12 protein-coding genes are annotated in these 13,123 nt (G+C 60.9%); 8 read left to right on the top strand and 4 right to left on the bottom strand.

Going from position 1 to position 13,123, the window contains the following annotated elements:
* The first annotated feature begins 26 nt into the window (after positions 1-26).
* Together ligA and CIK76_RS14115 are read left to right on the top strand one after the other, a co-directional pair.
* Positions 27-2,270, top strand: a complete 2,244-nt coding sequence (gene ligA / locus CIK76_RS14120) for an NAD-dependent DNA ligase LigA (protein ID WP_096287515.1) — start codon at positions 27-29, stop codon at positions 2,268-2,270.
* The gene (locus CIK76_RS14115; protein WP_096287513.1) at positions 2,271-3,068 is read left to right on the top strand and encodes an inositol monophosphatase family protein; all 798 of its coding nucleotides are present in this window, start codon (positions 2,271-2,273) and stop codon (positions 3,066-3,068) included. It begins immediately after the preceding gene.
* A gap of 106 nt (positions 3,069-3,174) precedes the next feature.
* Here the strand turns inward: CIK76_RS14115 and CIK76_RS14110 are convergent, their stop codons facing one another.
* The 3 genes from CIK76_RS14110 to CIK76_RS14100 form a co-directional block, all read right to left on the bottom strand.
* A complete protein-coding gene (locus CIK76_RS14110) occupies positions 3,175-3,564 on the bottom strand; it encodes a hypothetical protein (RefSeq protein ID WP_141393566.1) in 390 nt (129 codons plus the stop codon).
* A 453-nt stretch (positions 3,565-4,017) separates the two neighbouring features.
* On the bottom strand, positions 4,018-4,425 hold the full coding sequence (locus CIK76_RS14105; RefSeq protein ID WP_255248483.1) for an SRPBCC family protein: 408 nt from the start codon (positions 4,423-4,425) through the stop codon (positions 4,018-4,020).
* A gap of 84 nt (positions 4,426-4,509) precedes the next feature.
* On the bottom strand, positions 4,510-5,316 hold the full coding sequence (locus tag CIK76_RS14100; RefSeq protein ID WP_096287785.1) for a glucosamine-6-phosphate deaminase: 807 nt from the start codon (positions 5,314-5,316) through the stop codon (positions 4,510-4,512).
* Between the two features lie 505 nt (positions 5,317-5,821).
* On the opposite strand from CIK76_RS14100, the gene CIK76_RS14095 reads away from it, so the two are divergent.
* Positions 5,822-6,358, top strand: a complete 537-nt coding sequence (locus CIK76_RS14095) for a GNAT family N-acetyltransferase (RefSeq protein ID WP_096287509.1) — start codon at positions 5,822-5,824, stop codon at positions 6,356-6,358.
* A 72-nt stretch (positions 6,359-6,430) separates the two neighbouring features.
* Positions 6,431-8,344: a penicillin-binding transpeptidase domain-containing protein gene (locus CIK76_RS14090; RefSeq protein ID WP_096287507.1), complete on the top strand. Its 1,914-nt coding sequence runs from the start codon at positions 6,431-6,433 to the stop codon at positions 8,342-8,344.
* A 13-nt stretch (positions 8,345-8,357) separates the two neighbouring features.
* Here CIK76_RS14090 and CIK76_RS14085 read toward each other — a convergent pair whose 3' ends face one another.
* A complete protein-coding gene (locus CIK76_RS14085) occupies positions 8,358-8,960 on the bottom strand; it encodes a GNAT family protein (protein WP_176484224.1) in 603 nt (200 codons plus the stop codon).
* Positions 8,961-9,014: 54 nt separating this feature from the next.
* Here CIK76_RS14085 and CIK76_RS14080 point away from each other — a divergent pair, with 54 nt between their 5' ends.
* The 4 genes from CIK76_RS14080 (at position 9,015) to gatB (ending at position 13,085) form a co-directional block, all read left to right on the top strand.
* Complete coding sequence (locus CIK76_RS14080; RefSeq protein WP_096287503.1) at positions 9,015-9,641, top strand: 1,4-alpha-glucan branching protein; 627 nt, start codon at positions 9,015-9,017, stop codon at positions 9,639-9,641.
* Positions 9,642-9,727: 86 nt separating this feature from the next.
* Positions 9,728-10,024 (top strand): Asp-tRNA(Asn)/Glu-tRNA(Gln) amidotransferase subunit GatC, encoded by a 297-nt coding sequence (gene gatC / locus CIK76_RS14075; RefSeq protein ID WP_096287501.1) that lies wholly within the window; start codon positions 9,728-9,730, stop codon positions 10,022-10,024.
* A complete protein-coding gene (gatA, locus tag CIK76_RS14070) occupies positions 10,014-11,567 on the top strand; it encodes an Asp-tRNA(Asn)/Glu-tRNA(Gln) amidotransferase subunit GatA (protein WP_176484223.1) in 1,554 nt (517 codons plus the stop codon). Before gatC ends, gatA begins: the two co-directional genes overlap by 11 nt.
* Before the next feature lie 9 nt (positions 11,568-11,576).
* Positions 11,577-13,085 (top strand): Asp-tRNA(Asn)/Glu-tRNA(Gln) amidotransferase subunit GatB, encoded by a 1,509-nt coding sequence (gene gatB, locus CIK76_RS14065; protein WP_096287498.1) that lies wholly within the window; start codon positions 11,577-11,579, stop codon positions 13,083-13,085.
* The last annotated feature ends 38 nt before the right edge of the window (positions 13,086-13,123 follow it).

Raw genomic sequence — 13,123 nt, 5'->3', positions numbered from 1 at the left:
AAAATCCAGTAACACCAGCAGACTCAATGAGGACCCCACCGGATAGCGTTCGAGAACGCTATGAGACGCTGGTGGAACAGATCCGCGCACATCGCGAGGCTTACTACCAGCAGGACGCTCCGCTGGTTCCCGACGCGGACTACGACGCGCTATTCCACGAACTCCAGCTGGTGGAGAGCCAATACCCAATACTCATGGGGCAGGATTCACCCACACTCGAGGTGGGCGGCGAAGTCAGCAGCGCCTTTGCGCCGGTCAAGCACGCAAGCCGCATGTACTCACTGGAAGATGTTTTCACGCTTGAAGAGCTCGATGTCTGGCTCGAACGAGCCCAAGCGAATGCCACGAAGCTACGTCCCGAATTTCCGGTTAGCTGGCTGTGCGAAGTCAAAATCGATGGATTGGCGCTGAACCTGACCTATCGGGACGGGAAACTGGTGCGCGCGGTGACCCGCGGAGATGGAACCACCGGTGAAGACGTCACGCACAACGCGCTGACCATCTCCGATATCCCGCAAGAACTCACCGGGTCCGGCTACCCGCAAGAATTCGAGGTGCGCGGTGAGGTTTACATTGCCACCAAGGACTTCAACGCCTACAACGAGATGCTGATCGCCGAAGGCAAAGCACCGTTGGCGAACCCACGCAATGCCGCCGCGGGCTCGCTTCGGCAAAAAGACCCGCAGCAGACCGCCAAGCGCCCGTTGCGGATGTTCGTGCATGGGCTCGGACGCAGCCGGGACTTCGCAATGACCCACCAGTCCGAGGCCTATGAACTGATGCGCGATTGGGGCCTTCCGGTCTCGCCCTATGGCCGCGTCGTCAGCTCGCGTGCCGAGGTTACGGACTATATTGCCGAGAATGGCGAAAAGCGCCATGAACTGATCCATGATATTGACGGTATTGTCATCAAGGTCGATGACCTGGCTACTCAGGAACAGCTCGGTTATACCTCCCGCGTCCCACGCTGGGCTGTGGCCTATAAATACCCGCCCGAAGAGGTCCACACCAAACTGCTCGACATTCAGGTGCAGGTCGGACGCACCGGACGAGTGACCCCCTTCGGGGTCATGGAACCGGTGCTCGTGGCCGGATCCACGGTTGCCCGCGCAACCTTGCACAACCAGGAAGTGGTCAAGGCAAAAAATGTGCAGATCGGTGACACGGTCATCTTGCGCAAAGCCGGAGACGTGATCCCGGAGATCGTCGGCCCGGTCCTCGCCTTGCGTGAAGGCAATGAGGGCCTGCGGGACTTCGTGATGCCCGCCGAATGCCCATCCTGTGGCCAGCGGCTGGCTCCGGCCAAGGAGGGCGACGTCGATATCCGTTGCCTCAACGCCGAATCTTGCCCGGCTCAGCTCACCGAACGCGTGGCCTATCTAGGCGGGCGCAGCGCCCTGGACATCGAGGCTCTGGGCTACGAGGCAGCCGCGGCCTTGACCAGCGGCCCCGGAGAAGACCCAGCCACCCAGGGTGGTGTCATCCTCCCGGCGGGCCCCGGCCCGCTGCGCAATGAAGCCGAGCTTTTTGACCTGAAGGACAAGCTGGAACAGCTTGCCGAGGTCAAGGTGTGGCGGGAGAAGCGCGCCAAGGGAGAGGGCACCGGGGAATTTGAACTGGTGCCGTACTTCTTCACCAAGCCCACCGCCAAAAAGCCCTCGGTTGCCACCAAAGGCACCGAGAAGCTCTTTGACGAACTGGAAAAAGCCAAGAGCAACCCGCTCTGGCGCGTGCTGGTCGCTTTGTCGATCCGTCATGTGGGTCCCAACGCTTCGCGTGCGATCGCTACCCGCTACGGATCCATGGACGCGGTGCTAGAGGCCCTCGAATCAGCTAACGCGGTGGAGGAACTGAGCCAGATCGATTCGGTGGGTTCGATTATCGCCGAAGCGCTGGTGGACTGGTTCAAGGTTGACTGGCACCGTGACATCGTCGCCAGTTGGCAGGCCGCCGGGGTGAAGATGCACGACGAACAAGATGAAAACGTCATCAAGCACCTTGAAGGACTGGCCATTGTGGTCACCGGTACTCTGGAGAATTTCTCCCGGGACACCGCTAAGGAAGGCATTATCATCCGCGGCGGCAAGGCCACCGGAAGCGTGTCGAAAAAGACCGATTTCCTCGTAGCCGGGGAAGCCGCCGGGTCAAAGCTGGATAAGGCGCAGTCGCTCGGGGTGCCGGTATTGGACGAATCAGGCTTTGTCGTTCTGCTCGAGCAGGGCCCCGACGCGGCACGCGAAGTTGCATTGACAGCAAATCAAGGAGTCTAAGTGGAAAACAACAAGGCCGCACACGACCCGCTGGTGCTCGTAGCACGCCGCGCAGCGGCGGCCGGCGCCGAGGTGCTCTCCAAGCGTGATGTGGAAAAGTTCAACGTTGATGAGAAATCTGCGGCGGGGGACTGGGTCACCGACTTTGACCGGGCCGCCGAAGAAGCCATTCGCGCCACGATCACCACCACGCGCCCCAACGACGAACTGACCGGCGAGGAATATCCGAGCCAGAAGCCGAGCAATCCCAGCGGCTTCCGCTGGAGCATCGACCCGCTCGACGGCACCACGAACTTTGTTCGCAACATCGCCTACTACTGCTCATCGGTGGGTGTGTGCCAGAAGCAAGAGGATGGAACCGATTTGTGGTTGGCGGCGGCTATTGTCGCTCCGGCCTTGCAAGTCGAATACTTCGCCGGCCGTGGACTGGGAGCTTGGAAGCATGATTTGCGCACCAAGAAGATCACCAAGCTCGCCGGACCGGTCGAGTCCGACGCCAAGTTGTTGGGCACCGGTTTCGGCTATGACGCAGAACGCCGCGGCTTCCAACTCGGGGTCTTGCAGGAATTGCTGCCTGATTTTGTGAATATCCGTCGAATCGGTTCGGCGGCACTGGATCTGTGTTTGGTCGCCGAGGGCTCCCTAGACGCGTACGCAGAATTTGGCACCCAGGAATACGATTGGGCGGCCGGTGCTTTGATTGCCGAAGAAACGGGGACCCCGGTGGGTCGCCCCGTGGGATATCCGGGATGGCAGTACGCCGGACTTGTAGATACCGAGAAGCTGGTCAATCCCTAGCGCACCGCCTCGCGGCGTATTGCTCTCGATCCAACAAGCTCAAACTGGCTCGGTCTGCCGCTCACATAATGGGCGGCGGACCGAGCCGGAAGTGCTTTGCTGACGATTATCCGAGCAGAGCTAGCTGGCTACTGACATAGTTGATCAATACGCCGACCATGACTCCGCCGCACACCTGTGAGGCGGTGTGCTGGCTGCTTCGGATGCGCGACCACGATAGCAAGGCAATGAACATTATTGCCGGGGCAAGGAAGGCATCCCCTGCGGAGATGTGAAGTACCACGTAGCAGCCCACGGCTAAATGCACCGAGACTTTCCACCAGAGGTTGATCAAAGCAACCGTGAGCAGCCCCGCCATGATGGACAGCACCTCGATGAACATTGTGGCGCTTGCCCCTAGCCAGCCGAGCAAGGCCAGCCCACAGAGGATCGACGCTGCGGTCAGAGCAAAGATCTTATGGCGTTGACTGCGTTGGGTGACGTGCAGATCGCTCACGCTGCCGCGGAACTTCGCTAGCAACAAAAATAGCCAAGGAATAATTATGGTGAACGTCGTGGCGGCTACCGCCTCAACCCAAGAGATCCCGTTGTACCGCAAGGGCGTACCGATCAACAGCAAGCCGACTAGCAGGGCAGGCGAGAGGACATGGGAAACCCCGAGCGCAATTTTTCCCGCCAGCGATTGTCTGGTCGCTGAGGGTTGAGTTTGTGTGGTGATGGGGAAGATCCTTGATCAGTGTGTCAGGCGAAACGGCTGCAGTTGGTTAGTCTCTGCGACCCCTCAAGCCTAGCGAGCCGAGGAGGGAAAATCTGCTCGGACCGGCTATGACTCGATTCCCAACGTACTAGTGGATAAGTCCATCCAGATTCGGCACTGCGATCCATCGCTGAAACCTGCAATGGCGGCTGCGCATTAATCAACTGTTGAAGAGCGGCATCACTTGCAGAACTATCCGTGCAGTAGATAATCATTGCGCTGCCGGATGAGCCGGGGCATGTACCAACCCAGGACCAACCTTTCGGCCAACCATCCCAAGGGACCGAAGGGTGCGGCGAAACGAATCCGGTCAACCATCAGTGTCTCTCCGTCGAGTTCATAGAACTCGTGGACGTGATGGAAAGACTTAAACGGTCCGCGGAGCTGTTCATCGACGAATATTTCTGCGGATTTCATTTCGGTGATTTTCGTCGTGAGGCGAAACGGCAACCCGAAATGACGAGCCCTCCAGGTAACCTGCTCACCGAGCGAGATGAGCCCACTCGTCACACCGGCTATTGCTTCTTCTTGGGTGTTGGCCATCGAACCGCGGTGCATATCGATGCTCCGTGCGCGGTCAAAAAGTTCGATTCGATCCATTGGAGTGCGAGTGACGCATTCGAAGTAGACAGCCATATGCCCCAACATTTCGGTTAGATTTTCGTGGAGCCGTGTTGAACCGGCTTAGTGCACTCGGAGATTCTCCAAGCTGATTCCTTCGGCAGCATCATCATAGTAGGCACGCTTCTTCAAGCCCGCCGCCGCTGCCTCGTCGAGGACCACCACTGCATCCTGATGCAGCTGCAGTACGGACCCGGGGCACGAAGCCGACAACGGACCTTCCACCGCCAACGCGATCGCCTCTGCTTTCGACTCACCGGTAGCCAGCAGCACCAGCCGGCCGGCCTCCAGCACCGTGCCAAGACCCTGGGTGACGCAGTGGGTTGGGACATGCTCGATTCCGTCGAAGAACCGTGCATTGTCGATTCGAGTCTGTGCAGCCAATCGCTTGATCCGGGTACGGCTGCGCAAGGCGCTGCCCGGTTCGTTGAAGCCGATATGGCCGTTGCTGCCGATTCCCAGGATCTGAACCTGGATGCCGCCGGAATCCTTGATCGACTGGTCATAGGCTCGTGCATTGGCTTCGATTTCCTCTAAGGAATCGGCCATACCCTGGGGCGTGTGCAGCCCGCTGACCGGCATTCCAAAGGTATTGCAAACCTCGGCGATGAGTGTCTGGCGATAGGACAGCTCATGCGTGTTCGGGATGCCGATGTATTCGTCCAGCGCGAAGCCCCGGGCCTTGGAAAAATCTGCGCGTCCTTCGGCTACCGCCGCACTGAGCTCGCGATACAAGCCAAGCGGCGAAGAGCCGGTGGCAACACCGAGCACGGGGTCTTTCCCTTTTCCGTGGTGAGCCAGTCCAGCGAGGACATTATCTGCGGCGATACGGGCAACATGCTCCGCGGAAGAACCAATGAGAACGCGCAAGTCGTTCACTCTCCGATCTGTTAGTGGAAAATACTCTTAGTTGGGCAGGCCGTGAACCGTAGCCCTAATCGTTGGACGTGAACCAGCGCGCTGCCCTTTGCAACATAAATATCAACGGGTGTGTGGCCGAGTCCTTGAGCAGCGTCCAATATCCCGGCCGGGGCCGCAAAATCATCCTGAAAACAATTGATTTGGTGCTGAAAGGATTGCACGGCCGAGTCCTCGGGCTGGGCGTTCACAACGGTGTGACAAGCGAGGATTGCTGCTCGAACTGCGGCAATGCTAGTCAGTTTACTGGGTTCCGGCCACAGATGGCACCTGAAATATTCATTGTTGCTTTGGAAATCTGCTTGATTCCCATGCCGGCTTCACCCGGCTTATGGTTCGTCATCTACGCTCGGAAGCGGCCGGTACGGCGCGACGCTGCAGGGAGGATTTTTCACGATTCGTCTTTTGCCCCGCCGCTGCGCCGCGAGCCGGAAATCGATGGCAAACTAGAAGCACCATGTCTGAAGTTGATGATTGCAAAGCAGCCAAGGGCCAGTTGCTCATCGAATTGGCGTCCGCAGCCGATTACGAGCGTATCGGCGACCTCACCGTTGAGGCGTACCTGCAGGCCGGGCATTTTGACGATCCGCAGCATGAGTACCTGCACTTTGTTCGCCAGGTCGCTCAGCGCGGTGCCCACTGCGATATTTTCGTGGCACGCAAAGACGGCCAGATCATTGCTTCGATGACCCTGATCCAAGCGGGCAATGAATACGCTGACGTCGCCCTCGAAGGTGAACTCGAAATCCGTATGCTCAGCGTGGATCCAACCGTGCAACGCGCCGGCGCAGGACGAGCAATGGTGCTGGCAGCGATCGAGCTTGCCCGCCAACTACCGGAGGTGCACGCGGTGTCGCTGACCACCGGCGGCCACTGGAGTGCGGCTCGTCGGCTGTATGAATCTCTAGGTTTCACCCACCGCCCGGAACGAGACTGGGTGGTTCCGGATACCGACATTCGCCTCGTGGTGTACGCGCTGGTCCTGGAAAGCTAAAGAATGTGCCTAATGCGGACTTGTGGCGAGCCATTCTGGCTTGGCGCTCTCGCATTTGCATAGACTGGCGCCATGCGTCGTTTCCCCCGAAGTGCAGTCGCCCTGTCCGTTGCAGCCCTCGTTGCGGGCTCGCTTACCGCATGCAGCGCGGCAATACCCGATCCGAAGCCTGCGGCCGAGGCGCTTGCCGCCGCGCTTGGCTCCGGCGACTTCTCTGCGGTGCCGCTGGCCGGAAGCGACCCCAGCGCGGCGGCGAAGAGCCTGGAAACCGCGTATGGCCCGATGGGGGACATCAAACGCAGCCACACGGTGCTCGGTGCCGCCGAAGACGAAGAGTCCCAAGATGGGGTGCAGACCGCTACCGCGACGCTGCAAACCACCTGGGACATTGACTCCAGCGATACCGATCTGACCTATGACACCCAAGCAGTCATGGAATTTGATGATGAGGCCGAGCAGTGGAAGCTGCGCTTTGATCCGAAAATTCTCGCACCTGATCTGGAAGCCGGCGAGTACCTCGATGCGCGATTCAGCGAAGCCGCACGCGGGCAGATCCTTGGCGGCAACGGCAACGCGCTGGTGAAGAACCGTCCGGTGGTGCGCGTGGGGATCGATAAGACCCGCGCAGAATCAGACGAGTGGGAAGCCTCCTCCCGCAAACTGGCAAAGCTCGTGGGTATTGACGAAGATTCCTTCGCGAACCGGGTGGAAAAAACCGGTGCCAAGGCCTGGGTCCAGGCGATCGTATTGCGCGATGATGCGGACCGCGAAGTGACCGACGAACAGATTGCAGAGATTCCCGGAGCCCTCGGGCAAGCCGATGAGATGCCCTTGGCGCCCACCCGAGCCTTCGCCCGCCCGATCCTTGGAAGCGTCGGCCAGGCGACCGCCGAAATTATTGAGAAGTCCGAAGGGAAGATCCAGGCAGGTGACCAAGTTGGTCTCTCCGGACTGCAAGCCACCTATAACGAGACATTGGCGGGCACCGCCGGGGTAGCGGTTTCGCGGTATAACGCAGAGCACGAACCGGTTGCCGAACTGATGGGCACCGAACCGGTAGCTGGTGAAGACCTCCAGCTTTCCTTGAATGAAAAGCTGCAGACCGTCGCAGAGTCCTTGGTTTCCGAATCCGATTCCGCCTCATCCATCGTGGCAATCCGGCCGTCCGATGGCCAGGTGCTGGCGGCAGCTTCCGGGCCGGAGTCCAATGGGCTGAATACCGCGCTGAAGGGCCGGTACGCTCCGGGATCAGTCTTCAAAGTCATCAGCGCCTTGGCGATGCTCCGCGAGGGCCAAACCCCGCAGAGCCAGGTGCAATGCCCGGCGAGCACAGAGGTGGATGGCAAGAGCTTCAAGAACTATGACGGCTACCCCGCGGGTGCCGTGGGCACGATTCCGCTCGCTGAGGCCATTGCCGAATCCTGCAATACGGTCTTCGTCAATGCAGGCAGCGAACTAGGTGCTGAATCCGTAGCCTCGGCCGCCAGCTCGCTGGGGCTTGTCGCCGAGGATGGCACCGGAGCCGAAGCATTTATCGGCTCCGTTCCGGATGCCTCGGAAGGAACCGAACTGGCTGCCAACATGATCGGACAGGGTGTGGTCGAAGCTTCCCCGCTGGGCATGGCCACAGTCATGGCATCAATCGCCCAGGGCAGCACCGTGCAACCACGGCTGGTGCTGGACCCCGAGCCGAAGGAACCTGCGCAGGCGAAGACCGAATTGACCGAATCCGAAGCCGGACAGCTGCAGGAAATGATGGCTGGGGTAGTGGACCATGGCACGCTGAGCGACCTGAAGTCGGTGCCGGGAGCAAAGATCATTGGCAAGAGCGGCACCGCGGAATACGATGCGGAACGCAACGCGCACGCCTGGGTGATCGCCGCCCAGGGCGACCTCGCGGTGGCGGCCTTCGTCGAAGACGGCGACGGGGGAGCGCAGACTGCAGGCCCGCTGGTCGCCGATTTCCTCACCGGCGCCGGCAAGTAAGCCCGCCCGGGGTTCAGGGTCGCGCGGTGGCGAAGTAATCGCGGGCAAGGAGACCCATGATGAGCTGGTCATGAAACTTGCCTTGGTGGAAATACACCTCTCGTTCGCGGCCTTCGAGGCTGAAGCCGGCTTTTTCATAGGCCCGCAGCGCACGGGTGTTGAACGCCGCGACCTTTAAGCCAATGCGGTTCAGCCCCATCTCGTTGAAGCCGTAACCGGTCATCAGCCGGACCGCACGGGTGCCGTAGCCACGGTCCACGTGCTCCCCGCCAAGCATGATGGCAAATTCCGCTGCGCGGTGCGGCAGCGCGCCACCGGCGAGCGTGGCATGCCCAATGAGGTTGCCCTGCGGCTTTTCGAAGATGCTGAATCCGGCGTCCCCGCTGTTCGGCTTGTTCTCGCTCCACACGGCCAACATATCCATTACCCGCTGCGATGGCCTGGGCTTGGCGATCCTCTGTTGGAGCACCGCCCACTGCGGGTCATTCCACCACGCCGCCAGCTGGGCCAAGTCTTCTGGCTCCACCTCGCGCAGGCACACCCGTTCATCCTGTAACAGGGCTTCGCCATAGCTTTGGGCTTGGCTGGCCTGGTTCCACTGAGCATCGGTTGTCATGGATCCCATGCTATCGATATCCTCTGGCGGCACGGGCTCTGCAGGAAAATTAACATGCGCCTTGAGAGCCGCGGGCAACACGAGGGTCAAGCTCTTGTGCGCACGTCGCTGACTTGGCAGACTGAGCCCATGGGCATCGTCTACAACACCTCAATGTCGCCAACCAAAAATGAGTTGGTGTCCGCTTGGCTGATCAAGCAGGACTTCTATTCTGGTCAGGGCGTCCCGAAACTTGAACATATCGGCGGATTCCGGCTCGAAGACCCCCAGGGGAAGGTCGGGGTGGAGCTGCGCATTTATGCGGATCATGCCGACACCTCCGAGGTGATTTACCATGTGCCCTTGAGCTATCGAGAAGCACCCCTCGAAGGCGGCGAGCCGTACCTGATAGGCATCAGCGAGCACGCCATCCTGGGGCCGCGCTATGTCTATGACGCGGCCGGGGACCCGGTCTTCAACGACCAGGCGCGCGGACTGCTCGCGGGCAAATCCATCCCGCAGCACCACACCGAATCATTTACCGACGATGCACGGATCACGCTCACCGGCGAGACCAGCGGGAAGCGCGCCGTCATTATCCGCAAGCCGGTTGCCGGCAAAGCCAACGCCGCCGGAGTCATCGGCTTCTGGGAGAATGCGCTCGGCCAGGAGCTGAGCGGTTTGGTATTGCGCACAGCATAACGTCCGAAGGACTTTTGCGACCTAGTTGCCGGCGGGCAAGGGATAGACTTGTCTGTGAAACCCATCCGCCCACTTTAGGGAGATATATGTCTGCCATCAGCCGTGAGGACCTCGTGCACTTGTCACGATTGGCCCACATCGAGATGAGCGGCGCAGAGCTGGACAAGATGACCGGTGAGCTCGGCGTGATCGTCGATGCCATCGCATCCGTCAGCGAAGTCGCCTCCTCCGATATCCCAGCCACCAGCCACCCAATCCCGTTGACCAACGTATTGCGTGAAGACGTGGTGGGACAGACGCTGAGCATCGATGAAGTTCTGCTCAACGCACCTGACTCGGACTCGAACCGCTTCAAGGTCCCGGCAATTCTGGATGGTGAATAACCTAGTGTCAGATCTGATTCGTCTTTCCGCCACCGAGCTGGCAGCAAAGCTGCGCGCAGGCGTTGTAACTTCCGTAGTCGCCGTCCAGGCTCACCTGGATCGCATCGCCGAAGTTGATGGTGCACTGAACGCCTTCCTGCATGTGAACGCCGAGGAAGCGCTCGCCGTCGCCGCCGAGGTGGACGCGATCCGCGCCGCCGGCGGCGCCGAAGCCGAAGCGCTGCACCCACTGGCCGGCGTGCCTATCGCCATCAAGGACCTGATCGTCACCAAGGGCCAGCCGACCACCGCGGCATCGAAGATGCTCGAAGGCTGGATGAGCCCCTATGACGCCACCGTCATCGAGAAGATCCGCGCCGCGAAGCTTCCGATGCTGGGCAAGACCAACCTGGACGAGTTCGCCATGGGCTCCTCCACCGAGCACTCCGCCTACGGGGTGACGCGCAACCCGTGGAACCTGGATCGTATTCCCGGCGGTTCCGGCGGCGGCTCGGCCGCGGCCGTAGCCTCCTTCGAGGCGCCGCTGGCTCTGGGCACCGACACCGGTGGTTCGATCCGCCAGCCCGGCGCCGTCACCGGCACCGTGGGCGTGAAGCCGACCTACGGCGGGGTCTCGCGCTACGGCGCGATCGCCATGGCCTCCTCGCTGGACCAGATCGGCCCGGTCTCCCGTACCGTGCTCGACTCGGCACACCTGCAGGAACTGATCGGCGGGCACGATCCGAAGGATTCCACCTCGCTGCCAAAAACCCTCGAGGGCCTGGTAGCCGCCGCAGAATCCGGCGCCACCGGGGATCTCAAGGGCCTGCGCATCGGTGTGATCACCGAGCTGCAGGGCGAGGGCTACCAAGCCGGCGTGCAGGCACGCTTCGAGGAGTCCCTCGAACTGCTCAAGGGCGCGGGCGCGGAAATCGTCGAGGTTTCCTGCCCTAACCTGAAGTACGCACTGGGTGCCTACTACCTGATCATGCCTTCGGAAGTCTCTTCCAACCTGGCGAAGTTCGACGGGGTCCGCTACGGCAACCGGGTGCTTCCGGAAGACGGCGCGCTGACCATCGAACGCGTGATGGGAGCCACCCGTGCCGCCGGTTTCGGCGACGAAGTCAAGCGCCGCATCATCCTGGGCACCTACGCGTTGAGCGCCGGCTACTACGACGCCTACTACGGTTCGGCGCAGAAGGTCCGCACGCTGATCCAGCGCGACTTCGACGCCGCGTTCGCGCAGGCCGACGTGCTGGTTTCGCCAACCGCTCCGACCGTCGCCTTCGAGCTGGGCGCCAACGACAACGACCCGCTGGCCATGTACCTCAACGACGTGGCCACCATCCCGGCAAACCTCGCCGGCATCCCGGGCATCACCGTGCCCGGCGGGCTGTCCGAGGACCTGCCGGTGGGCATCCAGTTCCTGGCTCCTGCCTTCGAGGACGCTCGCGTCTATCGTGCAGGTGCGGCACTGGAAGCACTGCTGGAAAAGAGCTGGGGGCACACCCTGATCTCGCAGGCACCTGCCATTGATTCCGCGTCGATCGCGCCAAAGGCCTAAGGGGAGCACATGTCTAACTACACCGATGAACTCGTCGACTTTGATGTGGCACTGGAGAAATATGATCCGGTGCTCGGCTTCGAGGTCCACGTAGAGCTGAACACCAAGACCAAGATGTTCTCGGACGCCCCGAATGCCTTCGGCGACGACCCGAACACCAACGTCACCCCGGTTGACCTGGGTCTGCCTGGCGTACTGCCGGTGGTCAACAAGACCGCCGTGGAGTACTCCATCCTGATCGGCCTGGCGCTGAACTGCCAGATCGCCGAGCGTTGCGGATTCGCGCGGAAGAACTACTTCTACCCGGACACCCCGAAGAACTTCCAGACCTCGCAGTACGATGATCCGATCGCCTTTGACGGCTGGCTGGATGTCGAACTGGAGGACGGGGAGATCTTCCGCGTGGAGATCGAACGCGCCCACATGGAGGAAGACGCCGGAAAGCTGACCCACATGGGCGGTGCCTCCGGACGCATCCAGGGCGCGGACTACTCGCTGGTGGACTACAACCGTGCCGGGGTGCCGCTGGTTGAAATCGTCACCAAGACCATCGAGGGCGCCGGCAAGCGGGCGCCGGAGCTGGCCAAGGCCTACGTGGCCGCGGTGCGTGAAATCGTGAAGAACCTCGGGGTATCGGATGCGAAAATGGAGCGCGGCAACGTGCGTTGCGACGCCAACGTTTCGCTGATGCTCAAGGGAGCGGACAAGTTCGGTACCCGTACCGAAACCAAGAACGTAAACTCGTTGCGTGCCGTGGAGCACGCGGTGCACTTCGAAATTGAACGCCACGCAGCGGTGCTCGATTCCGGAGCGAAGATCGTTCAGGAAACCCGTCACTGGCACGAAGACACTCGCAGCACCACCTCGGGCCGTCCGAAGTCGGATGCCGATGACTACCGTTACTTCCCGGAGCCGGACCTGGTGCCAATCGTCACCACTGCCGAATGGGTTGAGGAACTGCGTTCGCGTCTGCCCGAGCCGCCGGCAGATCGCCGCAAGCGACTGAAGGCCGACTGGGGTTATGCGGACAAGGAATTCCGTGACGTGGTCAACGCGGGCGTGCTCGACGAGATCGAGGCAACCATTGCCGCCGGTACCAGTGCCGCGGTAGCCCGCAAGTGGTGGATGGGCGAGATCGCCCGTCTGGCCAAGGCTGCGGACAAGGAAATTGCGGATCTGGGGGTCACCCCGGCAACCATCGTTGAGCTGAATTCGCTGATCACCTCGAAGAAGATCAATGACAAGATCGCCCGCCAGGTGCTGGAATTTGTGGTTGATGGCGAAGGAACTCCAAACGAGATCGTTGAGAAGCGCAGCCTAGCTGTGGTCAACGACGATGATGCGTTGGGCAAGGCCGTGGATGAAGCTATGGCCGCCATGCCGGACGTGGTCGAGAAGATCAAGGGCGGCAAGATGCAGGCCATCGGCGCCCTGATGGGACCGGTTATGAAAGCCACCCGCGGTCAGGCCGATGCCGGTCGCGTGCGCGAAATCGTGATCGAGAAGTTGGGTCTGTAAGACTCATCCTTCGGTACTAAAACAGCGAACCCCGAATT

Origin of the sequence: Glutamicibacter sp. BW80 (assembly GCF_002332385.1) — a bacterium.
Lineage (GTDB): Bacteria > Actinomycetota > Actinomycetes > Actinomycetales > Micrococcaceae > Glutamicibacter.
Note: the sequence above shows the minus strand (reverse complement) of the source record. Positions and strands in the feature narration are given on the sequence as shown.

What these genes read in the sequence shown, in the direction of transcription:
- ligA (WP_096287515.1), top strand. Translation starts at nt 27, where the DNA reads ATGAGGACCCCACCGGATAGCGTTCGAGAACGCTATGAGACGCTGGTG.
- CIK76_RS14105 (WP_255248483.1), bottom strand. Translation starts at nt 4,425, where the DNA reads ATGGATCGAATCGAACTTTTTGACCGCGCACGGAGCATCGATATGCAC.
- CIK76_RS14095 (WP_096287509.1), top strand. Translation starts at nt 5,822, where the DNA reads ATGTCTGAAGTTGATGATTGCAAAGCAGCCAAGGGCCAGTTGCTCATC.
- CIK76_RS14090 (WP_096287507.1), top strand. Translation starts at nt 6,431, where the DNA reads ATGCGTCGTTTCCCCCGAAGTGCAGTCGCCCTGTCCGTTGCAGCCCTC.
- CIK76_RS14085 (WP_176484224.1), bottom strand. Translation starts at nt 8,960, where the DNA reads ATGACAACCGATGCTCAGTGGAACCAGGCCAGCCAAGCCCAAAGCTAT.
- CIK76_RS14080 (WP_096287503.1), top strand. Translation starts at nt 9,015, where the DNA reads ATGCGCCTTGAGAGCCGCGGGCAACACGAGGGTCAAGCTCTTGTGCGC.
- gatC (WP_096287501.1), top strand. Translation starts at nt 9,728, where the DNA reads ATGTCTGCCATCAGCCGTGAGGACCTCGTGCACTTGTCACGATTGGCC.
- gatA (WP_176484223.1), top strand. Translation starts at nt 10,014, where the DNA reads ATGGTGAATAACCTAGTGTCAGATCTGATTCGTCTTTCCGCCACCGAG.
- gatB (WP_096287498.1), top strand. Translation starts at nt 11,577, where the DNA reads ATGTCTAACTACACCGATGAACTCGTCGACTTTGATGTGGCACTGGAG.